The sequence below is a fragment of the Eikenella sp. NML03-A-027 genome (assembly GCF_001648395.1).
Lineage (GTDB): Bacteria > Pseudomonadota > Gammaproteobacteria > Burkholderiales > Neisseriaceae > Eikenella > Eikenella exigua.
This window is the reverse complement of the sequence record NZ_LXSM01000016.1, coordinates 416,833-440,080: the sequence shown is the minus strand read 5'-3', so window position 1 is coordinate 440,080 and position 23,248 is coordinate 416,833. Positions and strand designations below refer to the sequence as shown.

Annotated in this window: 23 protein-coding genes; 15 read left to right on the top strand and 8 right to left on the bottom strand. The window is 56.4% G+C overall.

Features of this window, described 5'->3' with window-relative positions; translation table 11 throughout:
* The first annotated feature begins 76 nt into the window (after positions 1-76).
* The 9 genes from A7P96_RS07640 to A7P96_RS07600 all read left to right on the top strand — a co-directional run bounded on the left by A7P96_RS07640 (position 77) and on the right by A7P96_RS07600 (position 9,995).
* The gene (locus tag A7P96_RS07640; RefSeq protein ID WP_067526006.1) at positions 77-2,020 is read left to right on the top strand and encodes an ATP-binding cassette domain-containing protein; all 1,944 of its coding nucleotides are present in this window, start codon (positions 77-79) and stop codon (positions 2,018-2,020) included.
* A gap of 1 nt (position 2,021) precedes the next feature.
* Positions 2,022-2,516 (top strand): hypothetical protein, encoded by a 495-nt coding sequence (locus A7P96_RS07635; RefSeq protein ID WP_067526004.1) that lies wholly within the window; start codon positions 2,022-2,024, stop codon positions 2,514-2,516.
* Between the two features lie 197 nt (positions 2,517-2,713).
* Positions 2,714-3,790 carry a peptide chain release factor 1 gene (gene prfA, locus A7P96_RS07630; protein WP_049258447.1) on the top strand — a complete coding sequence of 359 codons (1,077 nt, stop codon included), beginning with the start codon at positions 2,714-2,716 and terminating at the stop codon, positions 3,788-3,790.
* 133 nt (positions 3,791-3,923) lie between these two features.
* On the top strand, positions 3,924-4,658 hold the full coding sequence (locus A7P96_RS07625) for a tetratricopeptide repeat protein (RefSeq protein WP_156496311.1): 735 nt from the start codon (positions 3,924-3,926) through the stop codon (positions 4,656-4,658).
* Positions 4,659-4,718: 60 nt separating this feature from the next.
* Positions 4,719-5,414, top strand: a complete 696-nt coding sequence (locus A7P96_RS07620; protein WP_067526000.1) for an aspartate/glutamate racemase family protein — start codon at positions 4,719-4,721, stop codon at positions 5,412-5,414.
* A 120-nt stretch (positions 5,415-5,534) separates the two neighbouring features.
* Entirely contained in the window at positions 5,535-6,506 is a 972-nt protein-coding gene (rfaE1, locus tag A7P96_RS07615; RefSeq protein WP_067525999.1) for a D-glycero-beta-D-manno-heptose-7-phosphate kinase, read from the top strand.
* Between the two features lie 152 nt (positions 6,507-6,658).
* Entirely contained in the window at positions 6,659-8,632 is a 1,974-nt protein-coding gene (locus tag A7P96_RS07610) for a DNA topoisomerase IV subunit B (RefSeq protein WP_067525997.1), read from the top strand.
* 201 nt (positions 8,633-8,833) lie between these two features.
* Entirely contained in the window at positions 8,834-9,439 is a 606-nt protein-coding gene (locus tag A7P96_RS07605) for a glutathione S-transferase N-terminal domain-containing protein (RefSeq protein WP_067525995.1), read from the top strand.
* 151 nt (positions 9,440-9,590) lie between these two features.
* Positions 9,591-9,995: a ClpXP protease specificity-enhancing factor gene (locus tag A7P96_RS07600; RefSeq protein WP_067525994.1), complete on the top strand. Its 405-nt coding sequence runs from the start codon at positions 9,591-9,593 to the stop codon at positions 9,993-9,995.
* A gap of 73 nt (positions 9,996-10,068) precedes the next feature.
* On the opposite strand, the gene ylqF is transcribed toward A7P96_RS07600, so the two are convergent.
* From ylqF to A7P96_RS10835, 5 genes are all read right to left on the bottom strand, one after another.
* Positions 10,069-10,998, bottom strand: a complete 930-nt coding sequence (ylqF, locus tag A7P96_RS07595; RefSeq protein WP_067525992.1) for a ribosome biogenesis GTPase YlqF — start codon at positions 10,996-10,998, stop codon at positions 10,069-10,071.
* An 89-nt stretch (positions 10,999-11,087) separates the two neighbouring features.
* On the bottom strand, positions 11,088-11,945 hold the full coding sequence (rapZ, locus tag A7P96_RS07590; RefSeq protein ID WP_067525990.1) for an RNase adapter RapZ: 858 nt from the start codon (positions 11,943-11,945) through the stop codon (positions 11,088-11,090).
* Positions 11,926-12,888 (bottom strand): HPr(Ser) kinase/phosphatase, encoded by a 963-nt coding sequence (hprK, locus tag A7P96_RS07585; RefSeq protein WP_064090763.1) that lies wholly within the window; start codon positions 12,886-12,888, stop codon positions 11,926-11,928. Before hprK ends, rapZ begins: the two co-directional genes overlap by 20 nt.
* A gap of 14 nt (positions 12,889-12,902) precedes the next feature.
* Positions 12,903-13,349, bottom strand: coding sequence for a PTS IIA-like nitrogen regulatory protein PtsN (gene ptsN, locus A7P96_RS07580; RefSeq protein WP_067525988.1), 447 nt, complete (start codon positions 13,347-13,349; stop codon positions 12,903-12,905).
* A gap of 237 nt (positions 13,350-13,586) precedes the next feature.
* Positions 13,587-13,961 (bottom strand): UbiA family prenyltransferase, encoded by a 375-nt coding sequence (locus A7P96_RS10835; RefSeq protein ID WP_067525986.1) that lies wholly within the window; start codon positions 13,959-13,961, stop codon positions 13,587-13,589.
* 370 nt (positions 13,962-14,331) lie between these two features.
* Between A7P96_RS10835 and A7P96_RS07570 the strand changes: the two genes are divergently transcribed.
* From A7P96_RS07570 to A7P96_RS07555, 4 genes are all read left to right on the top strand, one after another.
* Complete coding sequence (locus A7P96_RS07570; RefSeq protein WP_067525984.1) at positions 14,332-14,808, top strand: histidine phosphatase family protein; 477 nt, start codon at positions 14,332-14,334, stop codon at positions 14,806-14,808.
* A 58-nt stretch (positions 14,809-14,866) separates the two neighbouring features.
* Entirely contained in the window at positions 14,867-15,241 is a 375-nt protein-coding gene (locus A7P96_RS07565; protein ID WP_067525982.1) for a YkvA family protein, read from the top strand.
* 282 nt (positions 15,242-15,523) lie between these two features.
* On the top strand, positions 15,524-16,357 hold the full coding sequence (gene panC / locus A7P96_RS07560; protein WP_067525980.1) for a pantoate--beta-alanine ligase: 834 nt from the start codon (positions 15,524-15,526) through the stop codon (positions 16,355-16,357).
* 265 nt (positions 16,358-16,622) lie between these two features.
* The gene (locus tag A7P96_RS07555; RefSeq protein WP_082887941.1) at positions 16,623-19,706 is read left to right on the top strand and encodes a DNA translocase FtsK; all 3,084 of its coding nucleotides are present in this window, start codon (positions 16,623-16,625) and stop codon (positions 19,704-19,706) included.
* 149 nt (positions 19,707-19,855) lie between these two features.
* Here A7P96_RS07555 and A7P96_RS11295 read toward each other — a convergent pair whose 3' ends face one another.
* Positions 19,856-20,002: a hypothetical protein gene (locus A7P96_RS11295; RefSeq protein WP_255361180.1), complete on the bottom strand. Its 147-nt coding sequence runs from the start codon at positions 20,000-20,002 to the stop codon at positions 19,856-19,858.
* A gap of 120 nt (positions 20,003-20,122) precedes the next feature.
* Positions 20,123-20,257: a hypothetical protein gene (locus tag A7P96_RS11420; protein WP_255361175.1), complete on the bottom strand. Its 135-nt coding sequence runs from the start codon at positions 20,255-20,257 to the stop codon at positions 20,123-20,125.
* A gap of 1,019 nt (positions 20,258-21,276) precedes the next feature.
* Between A7P96_RS11420 and A7P96_RS07545 the strand changes: the two genes are divergently transcribed.
* Together A7P96_RS07545 and A7P96_RS10825 are read left to right on the top strand one after the other, a co-directional pair.
* Positions 21,277-22,581 carry a homoserine dehydrogenase gene (locus tag A7P96_RS07545; RefSeq protein WP_067525977.1) on the top strand — a complete coding sequence of 435 codons (1,305 nt, stop codon included), beginning with the start codon at positions 21,277-21,279 and terminating at the stop codon, positions 22,579-22,581.
* A 104-nt stretch (positions 22,582-22,685) separates the two neighbouring features.
* Positions 22,686-22,979 carry a hypothetical protein gene (locus tag A7P96_RS10825; RefSeq protein ID WP_231863659.1) on the top strand — a complete coding sequence of 98 codons (294 nt, stop codon included), beginning with the start codon at positions 22,686-22,688 and terminating at the stop codon, positions 22,977-22,979.
* Positions 22,980-23,111: 132 nt separating this feature from the next.
* Here the strand turns inward: A7P96_RS10825 and A7P96_RS10410 are convergent, their stop codons facing one another.
* Positions 23,112-23,243, bottom strand: a complete 132-nt coding sequence (locus tag A7P96_RS10410) for a FeoB-associated Cys-rich membrane protein (RefSeq protein ID WP_082887630.1) — start codon at positions 23,241-23,243, stop codon at positions 23,112-23,114.
* Positions 23,244-23,248: the final 5 nt, after the last annotated feature.

Sequence of the window (23,248 nt, the reverse complement as noted above, 5' to 3'; positions counted from 1 at the left end):
AGCAAAGGCTACCTGAAAACTATTTTTCAGGTAGCCTCTTCATCTAAAAAATTCAGATTCCCACATATCAAATAATATGATAGAAATCAACCGCCTCACCCTGCAACGCGGCAATAAAGTCCTGCTCGAACAAGCCTCCGCCCGCATCACCCCCGGCCGCCGAGTCGGCCTCATCGGCAAAAACGGCAGCGGCAAATCCAGTCTGTTTGCCCTGATTAAAGGCGAAATCGGTGCCGACGCCGGCGACATCCACCTCCCCCCACATTGGAAGCTCGCCGCCGTGGCACAAGAAACCCCCGCTCTGGAAATCAGCGCGCTGGATTACGTGTTGCAAGGCGATGCCGAGCTGCAAACTTTTCAGGTAGCCCTAAAGCAGGCCGAAGCGCAAAACGACGGGCACGCCATTGCCGAATGCCACGCCAAGCTTGAAGAAATCGACGCCTACAGCGCGCCTGCCCGCGCAGCCAAACTACTGAACGGGCTTGGGTTTAGCCAATCCGAACACAGCCGCCCCGTTAAATCCTTTTCCGGCGGCTGGCGCATGCGCCTCAACCTCGCCCAAGCCCTCATGTGCCGCGCCGACCTGCTCCTGCTCGACGAACCCACCAACCACCTCGACCTCGAAACCGTGTTGTGGCTGGAAAACCACCTCGCCGCCCTGCCCTGCACCCAAATCATCATCTCCCACGACCGCGACTTCCTCAACGCCGCCACCAACCACACCATCGAGCTCGCCCAGCGCCAGCTGCACAGCTACAGCGGCAACTACGATTTCTACCAGCAGCAACGCGCCCAACGCCTTGCCAACCAGCAGGCCGCCTACGTCAAACAGCAGACGCACATCCAGCATCTCCAATCCTTCATCGACCGCTTCAAAGCCAAAGCCACCAAGGCCAAACAAGCCCAAAGCCGCGTAAAAGCCCTGGCCAAACTCGAGCTCGTCGCCCCCGCCCACCTCGACAGCAGCTTCAGCTTCTCCTTCCCCCCGCCCGAACACCTGCCCAACCCCCTGCTCAAGCTCGAACAGGTCGATCTCGGCTACGGCGGCCACACCGTCCTGCACCAAATCACCCTCTCGCTCGAGAGCGGCGCCCGCCTCGGCCTGCTCGGCGTCAACGGCAGCGGCAAATCCACCTTCATCAAAGCCCTTTCAGGTAGCCTGGAGCCCCAAAGCGGCCAAATCATCCGCACCGACAAACTCAAAATCGGCTATTTCGCCCAGCACCAGCTCGACACCCTGCGCGCCGACCAAAGCCCGCTCTGGCACATCCAGCGCCTCAGCCCCGAAGCCAAAGAGCAAGACATCCGCAACTTCCTCGGCGGCTTCGACTTCGCCGGCGACATGGCCATCCAGCCCATCACCGGCTTTTCCGGCGGTGAAAAAGCCCGCCTCGCGCTGGCCGTTATCGTGTGGCAGCAGCCCAACCTGCTCCTGCTCGACGAACCCACCAACCACCTCGACCTCGATATGCGCCACGCCCTCACCGTGGCCCTGCAAAGTTTCCAAGGCGCGCTCATCGTCGTTTCCCACGACCGCAGCCTGCTCGAAGCCACCACCGACAGCTTCCTGCTTATCGACCAAGGCTACCTGAAAACTTTCAAAGGCGACCTCAACGATTACCGCCGCATGCGTCTGGCCCAAAGCAACTCCGAAGCCGCCCCACCCACATCTGCCGCTGGACAAAACCGCAAAGACGAAAAACGCCTCGCCGCCCAAATCCGCCAACAACGCGCCCAGCGCGGCAAACCCATTCAGCAGAAAATTGAGAAAGCCGAACAGCTCATGGCCAAACTCAGCGCCGAGCAAGCCGAATGCGAAGCCTTCCTCGCCGACGAAGAAGCATATAAGGAACACAATAAAGCCAAATTGCACCAATACTTAGCCAAAACAGCCGAAGTCAAAGTACAATTAGCACAAATAGAAGAAGACTGGCTCGCTCTGCAAGAACAACTTGAAGCCGTGTATCAAGCCGTCGAACAGGAATTTTCCAGCCAGCAATCGTTAGAAAAGGGAAAATAAAATGCAGAAAACTACGCTACTTACCATTTTCGCCCTAAGCTGCCTCAGCGCAGCTGCCGGCCCCGTTTATTCCTGCGGTAACGGCAGCTACAGCAGTAAACCAGGCCCTGGCTGCCACCGCGCCGACCTACCGACCATCGGCCGCTATAGTGCCGCCCGCCCGCGCCCCACTCCCGCACCCGTTCCGCAGCGTACTGCCTCCGCCGGCAGCCAGCAGGCGGCCGTATATCGTGCTCCCGCCCCGCAACCTGTGGCCGCAACCGCCCCTTCTGGCCGCACCAACAGCGGCCGGCGCATGATTCTCGAGCAAGAGCTGGCCAACGAACGCCGTGCCCTGGCCACCGCGCAAAGAGCCCTCACCGAAAGCCGCACCATGCCCAAAGGCGATGGCGCAGCCTACCAGGCCCACCAAGCCCGCGTCAGCAGTCTGCAAAGCGACGTGCTCGATCGCCAGCAAAACATCCAAGCCCTACAGCGCGAACTCAGCCGCATGTAGGCACAGCGGCAAACCCAGCCGCATTTGCTATAATCCTTTTCAGGTAGCCTCTATCGCTTGAGGCTACCTGAAAATTATAGTGGACCAAAATAAGAATGGGACAAGGCGGCAAGCCGCAGCCAGTACAGGTAGTACGGCAAGGCGAGCCAACGCTGTAGCATTCTTAATTTTAATTCGCTATATCTGAAAGATCCCACATGAAACCATCCGTTCTAGACAAACTCCAATCCCTCTCCGAGCGGCTCGAAGAAGTCACCGCCCTGCTCAGCACCCCCGAGGCCACCGCTGACATCAACCGCTTCCGCCAGCTCAACCAAGAGCACGCCGAGCTCACCCCCGTAGTGGAAGCCTACCGCCAATACCGACAAGCCGAAAGCGACCTTGCCGACGCCGAAGACATGCTAGCCGACCCCGAAATGAAAGACTTCGCCGCCGAAGAAATCGAAGCCGCCAAAGCCAAAATCGAAACACTGGATACCGAGCTGCAAAAACTCCTGTTGCCCAAAGACGAAGACGACGGCAAAAATATCTTCCTTGAAGTCCGTGCTGGCACCGGCGGCGACGAAGCCGCCCTGTTTGCCGCCGATTTGCTGCGCATGTACACCCGCTATGCCGAACGCAACCGCTGGCAGGTAGAAATCGTTTCCGCCAACGAAAGCGATTTGGGCGGCTACAAAGAAGTCATCGCCCGCATCGCCGGCATCGGCGCCTACGGCCGGCTCAAATTCGAAAGCGGCGGCCACCGTGTGCAGCGCGTGCCCGCCACCGAAAGCCAAGGCCGCATCCACACCTCCGCCTGCACCGTGGCCGTGATGCCCGAAGCCGACGAGCTCGAAGAAATCCAGCTCAACCCCGCCGAACTGCGCATCGACACCTTCCGCGCATCCGGCGCCGGCGGCCAGCACATCAACAAAACCGACTCCGCCATCCGCATCACCCATCTGCCCACCGGCATGGTAGTAGAATGCCAAGACGGCCGCAGCCAGCATGCCAACAAAGCCCAAGCCATGAAAGTGCTCGCCGCCCGCCTGAACGACAAGCAAAAACGCGAAGCCCAGGCCAAAGAAGCCGCCGAACGCAAATCCCTCATCGGCAGCGGCGACCGCAGCGAACGCATCCGCACCTACAACTACCCGCAAGGCCGCGTTACCGACCACCGCATCAACCTCACCCTGCACAAGCTCGACTTCGTGATGGACGGCGATATGGAAGAAATCACCAACGCCCTGATTGCTGAACACCAGGCCGAGCTGTTGGCCGCGATGGGCGAATAACGCCTCTTCATGGCAGCTCATGCTTTCAGGTAGCCTGCATACCACTCAAGGCTACCTGAAACCGATACGGCAACTTTTCAGGTAGCCTCATTTGATCGCGGAACCCACCTACTTCTATTCATGGGAAATAATCATGAAAAAACATCTGATTGCCCTCACCCTCTGCGCCATGCTGCCAGTACAGGCCACCTTGGCCGCTCCGCCATCGCAAACCGTGCGTACCGCACCACCGCCCGCTGCCGCGCAGGTGACAAGCCCCCTGCCGGAAAATATGCAACGCGAGCTGGCGCAGGCCACCTCCCTCATCCAGCGTCACCAGAATGCCCAAGCCCTGCCGATTTTGAACCGCCTAATCGCACAGGCCGATGCCGAATTCCGCCGCCAAGGCAATGTGCGCGCTTCGAGTAACCGGCCGCATACCCTGTTGCTGCTGGCCGAAGCGGCAAACCGCCGCCAGACGGTGAAAGTGGTATCGGCCGATTGGCTGCTGCCCCGCTATTTTCGTGCCTTCACCGCCGTGGAGCAGAGCAACTACGCCGCTGCCGCCGCCGATTTGGATGCCGTATTGGAAATTGCGCCGTACGAACCGCAGTTTTTGAGCGAACGCGGCCAGGTGGCCAACGGGCAAAAAGATTTCGCAACCAGTGACAGAATCTTCAACCGCCTGTCCGAAGCTGCCAAAACCCTGCCCGACCGGGCGCAATCTGTCTTTTTCCAAGGCATGGCGCTACGCGGGCAAGGCTATGCCGCCGTAGAGCGAGGCCAATGGCAGGCCGCCGAGCAATACTACCTGCAAGCCCTGCGGCTGAATCCGAACGATCAGGCTGCCAAAAATGAATTGGATTTCGTGCGGCGGCACCGCCGCTGATTTTTCAGGTAGCCCATACTGCCCGCAGGCTACCTGAAACCCATCCGAAAGAAAGACCGCATGAACACACTCGGCATCATTGGCGGCATGTCGCCCGAAAGTACCGCCGCCTACTACACCCAAATCAACCGCCTTATCAACCGGCAAAAAGGCGGTAACAACAGCGCACCCATCCTGCTCGCCAGCGTTGAATTTCAAGAAATCGTGGATTGCCAGCAGCGCGGCGATTGGCACAAAGCCGGCGAAATCCTCGCCCAAGCCGCCCGCACTCTGGAGCAGGCCGGCGCAGACGCCGTCCTCCTGGCCACCAACACCATGCACAAAGTTGCCGCCCCAATACAGGCCGCCATCGGCGTGCCCTTCCTGCATATTTTAGACAGCGTGGCCGAACGCATCCGCGCACAAGGCATCCGCACCGTTGGCCTGCTCGGCACACGCTTTACCATGCAGGACGCATTCTACCGCAAAGGTCTGGCCGAACGCGGCATCCAAGCCATTGTACCGGACGAGGACACGCAGGCCGAAATCCACCGCATCATTTTTGAAGAGCTCTGCGTGGGCAAGTTTGCTGAAGGCAGCCACCGCTTTTATGTGCAAACTATCGGGCAGCTGGCTGCCCAAGGCGCACAGGGCATCATCCTCGGCTGCACTGAAATCGGCCTGCTGGTGCGCCCCGAAGACACTGCCGTGCCGTTGTTCGACACCACCGAAATCCATGTGCAGTCCGCCACCAAATTTATCTTGCAAACAGCCTGAAGCGGATACTGATTTTCAGGTAGCCTGTTACAGAAATATATCCTTCATACGAGGCCAAACAACTGTGCGAATTGCTTGCATAAGAACGCCCGTCCATCTTACCGACATCGGAGATTAGCCATGATCCTCCCTTCTCTCACCACTCTCCCCCAGCAGTTCCAATCCGCCCGCGTGCTGGTGGTGGGTGACATCATGCTCGACCGCTACTGGTTTGGCGAGGTAGAGCGCATTTCCCCCGAAGCCCCTGTGCCTGTAGCCAAAATCGAGCGCATGGATCAGCGGGCCGGCGGCGCCGGCAACGTGGCGCGCAACATCGCAGCCCTAGGCGGACAGGTAGCCCTGCTGTCGGTAGTTGGCCAGGACGAAGCTGCCAATGAGCTAGAAAAAATCGTTCAAAGCAACGGTGTACAAACCTTTTTAGAACACGATGAAACCATCGCCACCACCGTGAAATTGCGCGTACTCTCGCGCAATCAGCAGCTTTTACGTATTGATTTTGAAGAAAAACCAAGCCAAGATGTGCTGGACCGGCTCAACCATCGTTTCCGCAGCCTGCTGCCAGACTATGATGCCGTTATCCTTTCCGACTACGGCAAAGGTTGCCTGTTTCAGGTAGCCGATATGATTGATTTCGCCCAAGAGCACAACAAACCCGTGCTGATCGATCCCAAAGGCGACGACTACGAAAAATACGCCGGTGCCTACCTCATCACCCCCAACCGCAACGAACTGCGCCAAGTGGTCGGCTCGTGGGGCAACGAAGTCGAGCTCACCGAAAAAGCCGAAGCCCTGCGCCGCCACCTGCAATTAAACGCCATCCTGCTCACCCGCAGCGAAGAAGGCATGAGCCTGTATGAGGCAAAGCACATCAGCCACCAGCCCACCCGTGCACAGGAAGTGTTCGACGTATCTGGCGCGGGCGATACCGTTATCGCCACCGTAGGCCTCGGCCTGGCCGCCGGGCTGGATTTGCGCCAAGCCATGCACATCGCCAATGCCGCCGCCGGTGTGGTGGTGGCCAAACTGGGCACCGCTGTGTGCAGCCAGGCCGAACTGCTCGCCGCTTTGCAGCAAGATGTCGAGGCAAGCTAAAGCCCAGCCCCATTCCCAACACAGGCTACCTGAAATTTTGTTCTACTCACTTTCAGGTAGCCTGTTTCTTGTAGGCTGGGAACAGGTTGATAGCCATAAATCGCCAATCCCGATATGTTAAAATAAGCTGGATTTAAAACGTGAACACACCCATGACCAAGCAATACTCAGAAAGCAGCATCAAAGTCCTCAAAGGCTTGCAGCCGGTAAAAGAACGCCCCGGCATGTACACCCATACCGACAGCCCCACCCACATCTGCCAGGAAGCCATCGACAACGCTGCCGACGAAGCCCTCGGCGGCTTCGCCAGCCGCATCGATGTGGAAATCCACGAAGGCGGCTCGCTTTCCGTATCCGACAACGGGCGCGGCATTCCCGTGGGTCTGCATCCCGAAGAAAACGTGCCCGTGGTCGAGCTTGTGTTCACCCGCCTGCATGCCGGCGGCAAATTCAACAAAACCAGTGGTGACGGCGCTTATGCCTTCTCCGGCGGCCTGCACGGCGTGGGCGTATCCGTAACCAACGCCCTCTCCCGCCGCCTCGAAGTGGCCGTGCGCCGCGAAGGGCGCGAATACCGCATCGCCTTTGCCGGCGGCGACGTGGTCGAGCCGTTGGCCGAAACCGGCAAATGCCCCGCCAAAGACAGCGGCACCACCCTGCGCATCTGGCCCGATGCCCGATACTTCGAGAGCCCCAACTACGACATCGCCGAAATCGAACGCCTGCTGCGCGCCAAAGCCGTGCTGCTGCCCGGCGTAACCGTTACCCTCACCCGCCGGCGCAACGGCCTGCCCGAAACCCAAACCTGGCACTACCCCGACGGCCTGGAAGGCTACCTGAAAACCCTGCTGGCCGAGCAGGAAAACACCCTGCCCCTGCTTACGTTGCAAAACCATGTTTCAGGTAGCCACCATGGCGATTTTGCCGATGGCGAAGGCGTATCCTGTGCCCTCACCTGGCTGGAAGAAGGCCGCATCACCACCGAAAGCTATGTCAACCTCATCCCCACCCCCGCCGGCGGCACCCACGAAGCCGGGCTCAAACAAGCCCTATTCAATGCCGTATCCAACTTCATCACCCACCACAACCTTTTGCCGCGCGGCGTGAAAATCCAAAGCGACGACGTATTCAACCGCGTCGCCTTCGTGCTTTCCGTGCGCATGCTCGACCCGCAATTCCAAGGCCAAACCAAAGACAAACTCACCAACCGCGACGCGCTCAAACTCGTGGCCGCCCTCGCCGGCGACCCCGTCGAATTGTGGCTCAACCAAAACCTCGAAGCCGGCAAGAAAATTGCCGAGCTCGCCATCAAACAAGCCCAAGAGCGCATGCGTTCGGTGAAGAAAATCGAAAAACGCAAAGGCAGCGGCATTTCCGTACTGCCCGGCAAGCTCACCGACTGCGAAAGCGAAGACATCCGCGAAAACGAGCTTTTCCTTGTGGAAGGCGATTCCGCCGGCGGCTCCGCCAAACTCGCCCGCGACCGCAACACTCAAGCCATACTGCCCCTGCGCGGCAAAGTGCTCAACAGCTTCGAAGTGCACCGCGACCAACTCTTCGCCAACACCGAAATCCACGATATTTCCGTGGCCATCGGCGTAGACCCACATGGCGAAAGCGATAATCCCGACCTCTCCGGCCTGCGCTACGGCAAAATCGCTATCCTCTCCGATGCCGACGTTGACGGCTCGCACATCCAAGTGCTGCTGCTTACCCTTTTCTACCGCCACTTCCCCGAACTCATCCGGCGCGGCCATATCTACGTTGCCCAGCCGCCGCTGTTCCGCGTGGACGTAGCCGCCCAAGGCAGGAAAAAAACTGCCCGCAAATTCTACGCCCTCGACCAAGCCGAGCTTGAAGGCATCCTGGAAAAACTGCGCAAAGAGGGCCTGCGCGAAAACCAATATTCCATCAGCCGCTTCAAAGGCCTGGGCGAAATGAACCCCGACCAGCTCAAAGACACCACTATGCACCCCGACACCCGCCGCCTACTGCGCGTTCATATCCCCGAGCATAGCAGCGAGCCAACCCGTGAAGTATTCGTCAAACTCATGGGCAAAGGCGAATCCGCCCAGCGCCGCAGCTGGATGGAAGCCGAGGGCGACAAAGCCGAGCTGGATATTTAAAGCCATAAACAAAGGCTACCTGAAACATTGTTTGCTTTTCAGGTAGCCTCCATTCTTGCCGTCAATTTGAATTAAATATATAAATATCATTAAGTTACATAGATTTCCTAGCCATAAAACCGCCGGCAGGCTATAATTATGCTGCCAGCATATGCCGGCAGCCTTGCCAAGCCGGCGAAACCATTTAGGGAGAATACAATTATGATGGTCTTATACTCAGGCATCACCTGCCCGTTCAGCCACCGCTGCCGCTTCGTGCTATATGAAAAAGGCATGGATTTCGAAATCAAAGACGTAGATATCTTCAATAAACCCGAAGATCTCTCCGTAATGAACCCCTACAACCAAGTTCCCGTATTGGTTGAACGCGACCTCATCTTGTTTGAGTCCAACATCATCAACGAATACATCGACGAACGCTTTCCCCACCCGCAGCTCATGCCCGGCGATCCCGTGATGCGCGGCCGTGGCCGCTTAGTCTTGTTCCGCATGGAAAAAGAGCTGTTCAGCCACGTGCAGAAACTCGAAAACCCTGATACATCAGCCAAAGAGCAGGCCAAAGCGCGCGAAGCCATCAGCCAAGGCCTTACCCTGATCGCTTCCGCCTTCTCTAAAAACAAATATGTACTGGGCGACGACTTCTCCGTGATCGACGTGGCCATCGCCCCCCTCCTGTGGCGGCTCGACCACTACAGCATCAAACTGGGCAAATCTGCCGCCCCCATCCTGAAATACGCCGAGCGCATTTTCCAGCGTGAATCCTTTATCGCCGCGCTCACTGCCGCCGAAAAAGCCATGCGCCGCTAGGCATATAGCTGAAATAATTATTTTTTCATACAAGGCGGCAAGCCGCAGACGGTACAGGTAGTACGGCAAGGCGAGCCAACGCAGTAGGAAGAAATAAGTATTTTAGCTATATGTTTTTCAGGTAGCCCTTCGCCACACAGGAATCTTGCTCATGAACCCCACCCTTAAACCCTACCTTGTCCGCGCCCTGCATGAATGGTGCAGCGACCAAGGGCACACTCCCTACATACAAGTATGGGTGAACGAACACACCCGTGTGCCCATGCAGTTTGTGAAAGATAACCAAATCATCCTCAATATCGGCGCCACCGCCTGTGCCGGCCTCTCCATCGACAACGACTGGGTCAGCTTCACCGCCCGCTTCGGCGGCGTGGCGTATGACATTTGGATTCCAGTCAGCCATATCGGCACCCTCTATGCCCGCGAAACCGGCGAAGGCATGAATTTCGATATCACTCCCTACGAACCCGGCACTCCACCCGAACCCGAAGCTGGCGGCAGCAGAAAAGACAGCAAACCCACCGGCAAACACAAAGGCCTGAAGCTGGTGAAATAACGCCATCACGGTCAAACTAAAGGCTACCTGAAAACTGAAAATCGGTTTTCAGGTAGCCTTTAGTATATATCGCCTATTTCCCTTTACGCCGTTCGGCCTGTCGCTCGGCACGTTTGGCTTGCAGGCGGGCTTCCTCTTCGCGGGCGGCGGCGAGCCAGGCTTGCCATTGCTCGGGGGTTTCGAGGGTGATGCGGCCGATTTGGCCGTCGCGGAAATCGGTGAGGGTGTTTTCGGCGGCTTTTTGGTAGTTGATGCGACCACCACCAAGCAGGGCGCCGCGCCGACGGCCGATCCATTCGAGCCAGTCGGTGTCTTGCCAGCTTTGGCTTTCTTCCGGATCGGCTTGATAACGTGCTTGCAGTTGGGGCAGGTAGTGTTGGCGCAGATAATTGAGCAGCTCGAGGGCAACGGTTTCTTCATCCAGCGCATTGCGGCCTACGGCGCCGCTGGCGGCGAGGTTGTAGCCGCCTTGCGGAACGATGATTTTCGGCCAAAGCATGCCTGGGGTGTCGTAGAGCCAGAAGTCGTCGGCAAGCAGCAGGCGTTGTTCGGTTTTGGTGATGCCGGGTTCGTTACCGGTTTTGGCAGATTTTTTGCCGATCATGCCGTTAATCAGAGTGGACTTGCCCACATTGGGGATACCGCAGATGAGCACGCGCAAGGGGCGATCGATTCCTTGTCGGTGAGGGACGAGAGCACGGCAGGCGGCAGTGATCTTTTGGGCGGCCTGGCGTTCGGAAGCATCAAGGGCAACGGCACTGGTGTCGGACCGGTTTTGCAATTCAGCAAGCCACATGCGGGTAAGCTCGGGGTCGGCAATATCTTGTTTGTTTAGTAGATAAAGTTTAGGTTTGCCGCGTGAGAGTTGGGCAAGCAGGGGATTTTGGCTGGAGGCAGGCAGGCGGGCATCCAGCATTTCGATGACCATATCGGTGCTTCTCAGCCGCTCAATGAGGGCTTTTTTGGTTTTGTACATATGGCCGGGAAACCATTGGATGCTCATGATGTTTTCTTTCTGTGGGCTTCAGGTAGCCTGTTTGATGTTTTAGGCTACCTGAAAACTCAAACCTTAACAGAACCAATCCTTTGTTTTTACACATGGTAAGCAGCGGTGGCGGGAAGCTGGCGATGGCGCACCCACACGGGGTAGTCGCGCAAGCGTTCGGCCACGGCTTCGGCCACGAATACAGAGCGGTGCTGGCCGCCGGTGCAGCCGATGCCGACCACAAGCATATGCACGCAGGTTTGGCGGGCGTATTCTGGCAGCCAGCGGTTTAGGTAGCCGCTGATGTCGGCCACCATCTGCTGCACGATTTTGAATTGAGCAAAATAGGCACGCACGGCTTCATTGCGGCCGGTTAGCGGGCGCAGGTTTTCATCGTAATACGGGTTGGGTAAGGCTCGGGTATCGAAAAGGAAATCCAAATCCAGTGGTGTGCCGTATTTGAAACCGAATGATTCAATCACCACCTGCAAACCACCGTGGCTGAGGGCGAGCCATTCTTGGATGCGGAATTTCAAATCACCGATGCCGTCGTGGGAATTGTTGATACAAAAGGCGAAACTCTGCCACGGCTGGAGCATCTGCCGCTCAGCTGCTATGCTTTCGCCCAGGGTGAGAGTGTTGGCGGCGAGGGGATGGCGGCGGCCTTGACGATCGAGTCGGCGGATGAGGGTGGCGGTGGCGGTATCGAGAAACAATAGGCGTAGGGGATGGCCTTGGCGGCGTATGGCGCGCAGGCAGTTTTGGATGGTGTCTTGGGGATACGGCAGGCGGATATCGAGGCTGATGGCCAGCTTGCTGATGTGGCTGGCAGCAGATTGAGCCACCAATTGTGGCAGGAGCGCTGGCGGAATATTGTCCACACACGTGAAGCCCATATCACCGAGCAGTTTTAAGGCAACTGTTTTTCCCGAGCCGGTCAGCCCGCTAATCAGCACTATCCTCATGGCTGCGTTCGTCTTCCCTCAGCATGGCGGTATGGCGTTCTAAAAATTCTTTGGTACTGTCTTTGCCGCGCGCCTGCAGAATATAGTTGCGCACCGCTGCTTCCACCAGCACGGCGAGGTTGCGGCCGACGGCTACCGGCAGCGTCACCGAGCGTACGGCCACGTTGAGGATGGTTTCGGTTTCGCTCTGGATGGAAAGGCGGTCGAGCGTTTTCATGTAGTTGTCGTCGGCCAGCGTCAGGTTGATGATGAGCTTGAGCTGCTTGGAAGGCAGCACGGCGGTTTCGCCGAAAATGGTGCGGATATTGAGCACGCCCAAGCCGCGTACTTCGAGAAAATCACGCAATACGGCCGGGCAACGCCCTTCTAGCGTTTCCGGGCCGGTGCGGTAGAGTTCCACCGCGTCGTCGGCCACCAAACCGTGCCCGCGCGAAATCAGCTCCAAGGCCAGCTCGCTCTTGCCCAAACCGGATTCACCCATCAGCAACACGCCGATTTCAAACACGTCCAAAAACACGCCGTGCTTCACGGTGGAGGCGGCCAGCACGCGCTGCAGGTAAATCCGCAGCACGTCCATCAAAAACGGGCTTTCGGTTTTGGACGTGAGCAGCGGCACGTTATGGGTGTGGCAATAATCGCGCAGCATGAAAGGCACGGGCAGATCGTTGGCCACAATCACCAGGGCAATGCTCAAATCGAAGAGTTCGTCCAGGCTCGCCTTCACTTCCCCTGCGGCCATCTTATCCAAATAGGCCACTTCGGCCACGCCCAACACCTGCACTTGGTTGGGGTGGATAAAATTCAAATGCCCCACCAGCGCCAACACGGGTTTATCGGCATCTACGCTGATGCGGTTGTCTGCGCCCGCCGTGCCGGCCGACCAAGCCAAACTCAGTTTGGCCTGGTTGTCTTGATAGAGCTTGCGCACGGAGATGCTGGGCATGGGCGTCCTGTTGGTTATGCAGTGAGGATGCGGTGGGCGGCTTCGGCGTTTTCGGCAGCCAGAAGCTGCTCGCGCACGGCTTTATCCGAAAGCTTGATGGCCAAGGCAGAGAGCACTTCCAAATGCTCGCCGGAAGCGTTTTCCGGCACCAGCAGCACAAACACCAGCGATACCGGTTCGCCATCGGGCGCATCGAAATCCACGGCTTCTTTCAGGCGGATAAACGCACCGGTGGCCGCTTGCACTTCGGCATACCGGCCATGCGGGATGGCCACACCGTGCCCCAGCGCGGTGGTGCCGAGCTTTTCGCGCGCAAACAGGCATTCAAACACAGCGGTGCGGCTCAGGCCGGATTCGCTTTCCAGCAGCAGGCCGGCTTCTTCAAACAGGCGTTTTTTGCTGCTCACTTCCAAATCCAGCACAATATGCGATAAGGGCAGGATATTGCCGATTAGGCTCATGGTTACTTCTCTCGCATAAAAATACATTCAAAGTTGGAATTGTACCTGTGCTGCCACCGAAGGGCAATTTTGTGCCCGGCGACCAAGTTTTCAGGCAGTCTTTTAGCCACCGCTGTAATGTGCCAGCAAACCAAGCTACAAAGCTCAGCTGATTCGGTTGCTGGATTAAGGATACTTTAAAACAGGCCTCCCAGTTGCGGCTACGGATAGCGCGGTATTGGCCGCATTGGTGCCACATCACATAAATAAGCACGAACCAATACGGCCAGCGGGCGTGAATGGCGCAGCCAGTAGTGGCATCAGCAGCACAACAACGTGTGGCATAGCCTGCAGGTATAGGCGGGCAGCTATGCACAAGGCCAGTACTAAGAGTAGCGCTTTGCGCGTGCTCACTTTGCCGGTGGCAAATGGGCAGTTTTTGGTGCGCGCCACCGTACCGTCGAAATTACGATCGGCAAAATCATTAATCACACAGCCGGCTCTGAGTATCAGAAATGTGCCGAGCACGAAGGCGAGGAATGCCGAAATCAGGCAGCCACCGGCGGCCATCCACAGAGCCCACAAGGTGGCCACAGCAAAAGCAGCGTGCCAATGGGCCTTGTCGGCACGCATCACTATAAGTAAACAGCCAAGCGGGCAGATTGGTGCAGAGTAAGAAAGGAAAGGCACAAGGGTCCTTGGGAGCGTTATTTCAGGTAGCCTCTTCCACAGCCAAAAGGCTACCTGAAATAACGTCTGCTGCAACGCACTGCCCTACTCTGCCAAAAAGCGCACCAATTCCGGCACAAACCCTTCAATCATCACCATATCAGGCAGCGCAGTGCGGCGAAAACGGCGGGCGGATCGGGCTGCCAAATAAACGGCGACAGGGTGTGTGGAAAGATTGTCATTTGTTTGTGTTATTGAAACCGTGCTTTTCAGGTAGCCTCTGCGGCTGCCAAGCATTAAGATGCGAATTGTATCAGAGAATAAGGAAGGCAAGATGAACCTGATTTTATGGCGGCATGCCGAAGCCGAATATGGTGTGCCTGATTTGGAACGCGGCCTCACCGACAAAGGCCGGCAGCAGGCCGATGCGGCTGCCAAGTGGCTGAGGCTGTATCTGAACGGCCGTGTAGAAGTGTGGGCTTCGCAGGCACTGCGCAGCCGGCAAACCGCTGAAGCACTCGGCCTGCCCTATACCGTGAAACCCAAGCTTAATCCGATTAACCGTGTGGAAGAGCTGCCCGCGCTGATTGCTGCGCATAAAAGGGCTGATTATTTGATACTGGTGGGGCACCAGCCCTGGCTGGGGCAGCTGTGCGGCTATCTGCTCAACGGCAGCTGGCTAAGCGGCCAATATTGGTCGGTGAGAAAATCCGGCATTTGGTGGTTTGGTGTGAAGGTTGATGAAGTCGGCAGGCTCTGTGCCAAACTGAAAGCCGCAATGACCCCGCAGCTGCTACTGCCGGGAGATTAAACTTGAAACCTGCCGCTGTTGCGCCTATTTGTGCCGTATCCAACGCAAAGAGTTTGCTATGAACCAAGACAACCCTGTCCGCCCCGAAGATTTCGTGCCGGAATTCCGCCGTCGCTGTTTCGAGCCGGACGGCTTTTTGCGCAAGCTGCGCCGTTTTGCACTGCGGCTGGGGCGGCCGGTGGTGGAACAGCTGTATGCGCTGTATTTCCTGTTTCAATCGCCCGCCGTGTCCAAACGCGCCAAGCTGATTATCGTGGGCGCGCTGGTGTATTTCGTTAGCCCCATCGACAGCATCCCCGACCTGCTCGGCCCACTGGGCTTCAGCGACGACATTGCCGTGATCACGCTGGTATACGCGCAGATGAAGGATTATCTGACGGAAGAAATCAAAATCCGTGCCCGTGCTGCGGCGGAGCGGCTGGTGCGGAAGTAGGTTTGTTTATACCCGGAAAGGCTACCTGAAACCCCATTTTAGAATTTTCAGGTAGCCTGCTTCATATCCGGCATATTTTTCAGGTAGCCCTCTCATGCTCGGGCTACCTGAAACTTTGAAGCACATAAAACCGCATTACATCAATGCAAACAAGCCATCCACGCTTCATGCCGCGATCCAACAATGAAGGCTACCTGAAACCCCACCGTCTGTTTTTCAGGTAGCCTCTCCCAGCATGGCGGAGTATACTGCGCCGCATTTTATTGATAGGGCAAACCCGCCATGAAAATTATCCATACCATTCAAGAACTGCGCGACTGGCGCCGCGAAGCCGGCAGCGTGGCATTCGTGCCCACCATGGGCAACCTGCACGAAGGGCACCTAGCCTTGGTGCGCGAAGCGGCCAAACGGGCAGACCAGGTGGTAGTGAGCATTTTTGTCAACCGCCTGCAATTCGGCCAAGGCGAGGATTTCGACCGCTATCCGCGCACGCTGGAGCAGGATGCCGCCAAACTGGCCGGCGAAGGCGTGGCCGTGCTCTTCGCACCGAGCGAGCAGGAGCTGTATCCGAATGTGGCCCAGCAATACAACGTCGAGCCGCCCAATCTGCAAAACGAGCTGTGCGGCGCGTTCCGCCCGGGGCATTTCCGCGGCGTGGCCACCGTGGTGGCCAAGCTGTTCAACATTGTTGAGCCCGATTACGCCTGTTTCGGCAAAAAAGACTACCAACAGCTGGCCATCCTGCAAGGCATGGCTGCCGATTTGAATTTCCGAGTAGAAATCGTACCGGTGGACATCGGCCGCGCCGCCAACGGCCTGGCGCTCTCCAGCCGCAACCAATACCTGAGTGAAGCCGAACGCAAACAAGCCCCGCAGCTCTACCGCGAATTGCAAGCCATTGCCCGCGCAGTGGAAAATGGCAACCGCGACTATGCCGCGCTGGAACAACAGGCGGCAGCAAACCTGAAACAGGCCGGCTGGCAGGTGGATTATGTAGAAATCCGCCACGCAGGCAATCTTCAGGTAGCCCATGTTGGCGATAGCGAACTGGTGGTGTTGGCCGCCGCCCGTTTGGGCAGTACACGCCTCATCGACAATGTCGAAATCCACCTTTGATATTCCAAAGAAGTAAACCGTTTGGTCATCCCCCTCCGCCCGCATATTGCGGGCGGAGATCTTTGTAAAGCCTTAGATTTGAGCAACAATCAAAGCGTCAGCATCACAGAACGCGCAAACATATCATACAGATAGGCAGGCCATCGGGAAGCACATCACGCAGAAATGCGCCAAAGTCGAGCTTTTACCCAGGCCACAAGGTTTAATTTCGGCGGGAAACACGTTAAAATACCAACCTTTGCGCCAAATTCGGGAGCTGCTGTTTATGTTTTTAGTTTTTCTGCTGATTCTGTTGTTGGCCGGCATCGCCGTGCTCTTGTGGTGGCGTGCGCGCGAAGAGCACGAATGGCTTCTGGAGTTTACCTATCTCAACCGGCACCAAAACAACCAGCAATCCACTGATACCGAAGCGGAAAACACCCCGCAGCAACAGCCTGCCCGCCCCAACGTGCTGCCGCAGCGTGCGCAAACTCAAGTGAAGCTGCATTATCAAAAAGTGCAAGACGAATTGCAGCGCAAAATCGAGCTGCTTGCCGGTAGTGTGAAGAAAAAAGCACGCCGCCGTAACGTGAGCGAAAACCAAGAAGAACTACCGATTTTCAGCCCCGCCGAAGAAGAAACGGCCGTAACGGAAGCAACTGCCCTGTTGTCAGAAATCGCCATTGATGCCACTGCTGAGCAGGTTGAAAATGCTGAAAGCTCTCACACCACCGAAACCGAAGCCAAAACTGCCGCCGAGCCGGAAATCCACGATTTATCCGCTCCCGACGCCAATTTGCCGGTTATCACCGAAGCCGAGGCCACCCGCCACAGGCTACCTGAAAATATCGAAAACGAAGAAAACCAACCCGAGTCGAGCATCATTTCTCTTTCCGAGGCCACGCGTATGCTACATAAAAACGAAGCAGCCGAAGCCAAACCGCTGGAAACCGTGGTGCTGAACTGGCCGATAAAAGCCCCCTCTTCCGCTGCCGAGCCGCGCGAAGAAATCACTCCGGCCGATCCCGCTGTGCAGTATGTGCGCGAAAAAATCCAAGCACACCTGCCGCCCGTGGCCGAACCTGCGCCTGAAGAGCCTGCCGAAGAGCGGCACACCATCAGCCCCGACGACATCCGCAGCAATCTCCTGCGTCAGCGCCTGCGTGCGCGCAGGCAGCCTCAGCCCGCGCCCCAACCGGCCATCGCCCCGCAGCAACCAGATTTGCCGGTAATCAATGAAGATGAAATTTTGGCTAATCTGGCTAAAACCGATGCCCCGGCCAACCGCCAGCGCAGCCGCTTCAAACGCCAAACCGTGCGTGAGAGTGTGATTCCTGCCGCCGCGCGCGTGAACCACAGCCAGGGCGCGCAAGTGCCGACGGCTATGCCGCCTCAGCAAACTCAGCCGCTGCCGATTTCCACCCGCTTCACCCCTTTCAATCATGGCGCTGCGCCCGAAAGCCCTGACGCCCCGCCCGCTGAGGAAGAGTCGGCACCGGCCGCCGAACAGCCGCCGCTTTTTTCTCCGCAAAGCACCGTTGAAGACAGCCCGCCTTGGAGCTTAACTGAAACTGTGAGCGACGATACCGCCGAAACGTATTCAGACACCGCCGACCAATCTGGTGCCCAATATCACTTCCGTCCCGACCTCTCGCTCACCGAGCAAGTACCGGCTGCCGAACCGGCCATCGAGTTCGACAACGGCAACGAATGGCAGCAGGTCTTGGAGCAAGGTGCAGTCGAAGCTCAGGCGCAAGCCGCGTGGGCAAACCCTACACCCACTGCCGCGCCCGGCATCCCTCCCCTGCCCGACCTGCCGCCGCAGCCCACGCCGATTTCGGCCGTTTCCGCCGTATCGTTTGCCGATTTCGGCCACTACCATGTGCCGATGAACGAGTTGCTCTTGCCACCGCAATATGACAATGAAGCCACTCTCAGCGAAGAACAGCTGCTGGATAACAGCATCAAAATCGAAGAAAAACTGGCCGAATTTCGCGTAAAAGTAAACGTGGTGGATGCTTATGCCGGCCCGGTGATTACCCGCTACGAAATCGAGCCTGATGTAGGCGTGCGTGGCAACTCGGTGATTAACCTGGAAAAAGACCTCGCCCGTTCGCTCGGCGTGGCTGCCATCCGCGTAGTGGAAACCATCCCGGACAAAACTTGTATGGGTTTAGAGCTGCCTAATCCCAAACGGCAGATGATTCGCCTAAGCGAAGTATTCAACTCACCGGTGTTTGCCAAAAGCAAATCTAAGCTCACCCTCGCGCTGGGTCAGGACATCACCGGCCAGCCGGTGGTAACCGACCTCGCCAAAGCCCCACACCTCTTGGTAGCCGGCACCACCGGCTCGGGCAAATCCGTGGGCGTGAACGCCATGATTTTGTCGCTGCTGTTCAAGGCTACACCCGACGAAGTGCGCATGATCATGATCGACCCGAAAATGCTCGAGCTTTCCGTATATGAAGGCATCCCGCACCTGCTCGCGCCAGTGGTAACCGATATGAAGCTTGCCGCCAACGCGCTCACCTGGTGCGTGAACGAAATGGAAAAACGCTACCGCTTGATGAGCCATGTGGGCGTGCGCAACCTCGCCGGCTACAACCAAAAAATCAAAGATGCTACCATCCGCAGCGAACGGCTGGCCAACCCCTTCAGCCTCACCCCCGACAATCCCGAGCCACTCACCCACCTGCCGCACATCGTCGTGATCGTGGACGAATTTGCCGACCTGATGATGACTTCCGGCAAAAAAATCGAAGAGCTGATCGCCCGCCTCGCCCAAAAAGCCCGCGCCGCCGGCATCCACCTCATTCTCGCTACCCAGCGCCCCAGCGTGGACGTAATTACCGGCCTGATTAAGGCCAATATCCCCACCCGCATCGCTTTTCAGGTAGCCTCCAAAGTGGATAGCCGCACCATCATCGATCAAATGGGTGCAGAAAACCTGCTCGGCCAAGGCGATATGCTCTTCCTGCCGCCCGGCACCGGCTACCCACAGCGCGTACACGGTGCCTTCGTGGCCGATAGCGAAGTGCAGCGCGTGACCGAATACCTCAAAGGTTTCGGTGCGCCCGATTATGTGGAAGACATCCTTACCTCCGGCGTGGGCAGCGACGATTTGTTCAGCAATGCCAACAGCGGCAGCGGCAACAGCGACCAAGACCCCCTGTTCAACGAAGCTGTCGCCATCGTTTTGCGTACGCAAAAAGCCACCATTTCCTCCATCCAACGCCACCTGCGCATCGGCTACAACAAAGCCGCCACCCTGGTGGATCAAATGGAAGCCGAAGGCATCGTCTCCCCTGCCGATACAAATGGTAAACGCACCATCCTCGCTCGGCTGGATCATTTAGATGACGGCGCATAGGGCCGGATAAGCTGATAAAAGGCTACCTGAATTTTCCGGTAGCCTTTTATTACGCCCCAACAATAGGAGTACACAGTAAAAACCAATCTGAACAACATATTAGGAAGATTTTCCACGCTGAGCTGAATAAATTACTTGGCAATCGAGCTTTAGAACGAATAGCGGGCATTGAAGAAGCGGTGCACATTGCGGTTGTAGCCACCAACACGACTGTTATCAACAATGCGGTTGTAGTAATCGTTATGGAAATAAGCCAGCGAGGCGAGATAGCTGTCTTTGTTGAATTCGAAACCGATTTCTTTGTTGAGGAAGGTGCAGACTTGGTTGAAGGATCGGAAATGTTGTTACTCACCGGCATGTGCTGCAAGTCTTGCGTGGTGATGCGTGAGGAGCCGAGCTGCTGTTTGGCTTGGGCTTCAGCGATGGTGTAGATGGTTTCCAGTTCGGCTATTGGCAACGGATTTGCTGGCGGCAGATGTGGTTTCGGCAGCAGCGAAACCGGAGAAGAAACGTGTGTTGAGCACGGTGAGGCGGAACAGCTTGGTTTGCATTCGGCGTGTGCCCTTGTAATAGCAGTTTATTCAAAAGTAAGTAGAGAAATGAGTTTTCAGGTAGCTTACTGTGCACAAGAGGCTACCTGAAAATATCATTTCGACAGGCAATAGGCGTGGTTGCCGAATTCTGAGTAGGTAGATAATCGGTTTTTGGCACAGTGAAAACCATAGGACGGAAGAACTAATCCTATCGGCCATACGTCAGGCCGGGCAATAGCGTGGAAATGGGTGGCCTGCGGCCATGCCGCTGTTTACACCGTATAGTGGATTAACAAAAACCAGTGCTGCGTTGATTCGTCTTGCTGTACTACTTGTACTATCTGCAGCTCGCCACCTTGTCCTAATTTTTGTTACTCCACTATTGGCGGCAACGCCGTACAAATAGCCAGCTAATATAACGCCAAATTAGACAACAACCTGCGTTTCACACTCGGCTGGCTAACCTGATCGAAGTACCAGTGGAAGCCCTCGTTTGCGACAACCCCGACATCATCATAGTTGGCGGGCGCAACACACGTGTAGACCATTGCCCGCATCAGGCAAGACTCAACCTGGAAGTAGGTGCGGCAGTCGATTTCGATTTGGCCGTCTTGATAGCAGTAGATGTGGCAGGTGGAAACCGTCTAGTGTCTTTGAATAAGCATAATTTGTTTTTATTTTGATGAGTTGGAGGCCACCTGAAAATACGGGCTTCAAGGAGGTTAAAACCTTTGGCCTCGTGGAGGTGTAGAAGAAATGTATAATTTCTCCTTAATTAAGGTGTAAAAAACAATATTTTCAGCTAAGATAATAGATTCATGTTAGCTTTCGGGTTTTATAGTGAATTAATTTCCAACCAGAATTGCATTGGTTCGCTTTGCCGTATTACTTATACTGTCTGCGGCTCACCACTTTGTCCTAATTTAAACTTAATCCACTATATTGTTTATCAGCTTGCTTGGTCGCCCATATAGCAGACCAGCATTTTCAGAGCAAAACGGCACTCGGCACAGCCGTAATCATAACAAGGAATCAGCATGCAACCAGTCAGAATCGGCATCTTAGGGATGGGCACCGTCGGCAGTGGTACGGTCAAACTGTTGGCAGAAAACGCGCAGGAAATCACGCGCCGCCTGGGGCGCGAAGTGCGCATCAGCATGGCTGCCAGCCACAACACCGATCGTATCCGAAAATTATGCCCAAGCGACACGGTGGTGTCGGACGATGTGTTTCAGGTAGCCCGCAGTGCGGATGTGGATATCGTGGTGGAACTGATCGGTGGCACGGATACGGCACGCGAAGTGGTGCTGTGTGCCATCGAAAACGGCAAACACGTGGTTACTGCCAACAAAAAACTGCTGGCTGAATACGGCAATGAAATTTTCGCACTGGCGGCGGGAAAAAACGTGATGGTAATGTTTGAAGCAGCAGTGGCCGGCGGCATCCCGATTATCAAAGCCCTGCGAGAAGGCCTGGCCGCCAACCGTATCAAATCGGTGGTTGGCATCATCAACGGTACTAGTAACTTCATTCTGAGCAATATGCGCGCCCACGGCAGCCCGTTTGCCGAAGTGCTCAAGCAGGCACAGGAGCTGGGCTACGCCGAAGCCGACCCGACTTTCGACATCGGAGGCCACGATGCAGCGCACAAGCTGAGTATTATGTCTGCGCTGACCTTCGGCACGCCAATTAATTTCCAACACTGCTACTTGGAAGGCATTAACAAGCTGGAAAGCCAAGACATCCGCTACGCCGAAGAGCTGGGCTACCGCATCAAGCTCTTGGCCATCACTCGCAAAACCGAAGAAGGCATTGAATTGCGTGTACATCCCACACTCGTGCCCGAATGCCGTCTGCTGGCGCAGGTGGAAGGTGTGATGAATGCTGTACTGGTGCAATCAAACATGGTGGGTGAGACCCTGTATTACGGCGCTGGCGCTGGTGCAGCTCCCACCGCCAGCGCCGTGGTGGCCGACATCATTGACACCGCCCGCCTAATTCACGCTGCCAACGAACAGCGTGTGCCGCCTTTAGCCTTCCGCAACAACGAAGAGCTGTCCGTGCTGCCGATAAACGAAATCACCAGTAGCTACTACCTGCGTGTATCGGCACAAGACAGACCTGGCGTGGTGGCCGATATCGGCCGCATCCTTGCCGAACAGGGCATCTCTATCGAAGCTCTTCTACAAAAAGGTGTAATCAATCACGAAAATGCCGAAATCGTGATTCTCACTCACCAGTCTAAAGAAAAGCACATCAAGGCTGCTATCGCCAAAATCGAAGCGCTGGAGCACGTTTTCCAGCCCGTGATGATGCTACGCATGGAAAGCCTGCATGGCTGAGATTCAAGCCGATGAATCCGACCGCCACAAACGCTGCCCCCTCATCGGTTGGAATGTGGTAACGGTGGTGTTGACACTCACCTTTGCCCTCATACCGCGCTTCTATGCGCCGGATAAGGACGGCATCAGCTGCCGCATCGTGGAAGCCTGTCCAAAATATACTCGCCGTACCGCAATGGCAAGCCAACTTGGCCAAACACGGCCTTGCCGGCCAAAGCGAGCGCGTGCTTGAACCCTACTGCTGCTGCCTGTGGGAAGAGCCGGTGCAAAAATTCAGCACGGAAGATCTCCGCAGCCTGCCGAAGCTTTCACCGAAACAGCAGTTGGACAAACTCGGCGGCAGCGAAGCCTTCCTGCAACGGCAAGAACAATGCCTGGCTGTGCATACCGGGCGTTGAAAATGAGAGCTTGGCCAGATTAAAGGCTACCTGAAATTTTTCAGGTAGCCTTCTTACCACAAACACTCTGCACTCTACCCATCTAAAATGCAGGCTGCTTTTCCTTACATCAAAATCAACTAAACAACAATCTTACCCACAGCCCCCGCATTTCCCACATCCGCTGCTGCAATCAGGTTTCCTTTTTTTTGGTTTAAACACAAACTTCCGCAGCAGGAACACCACACAGGCGAGCATGATGATGGCAACTATAATAAATTGCATTTGAA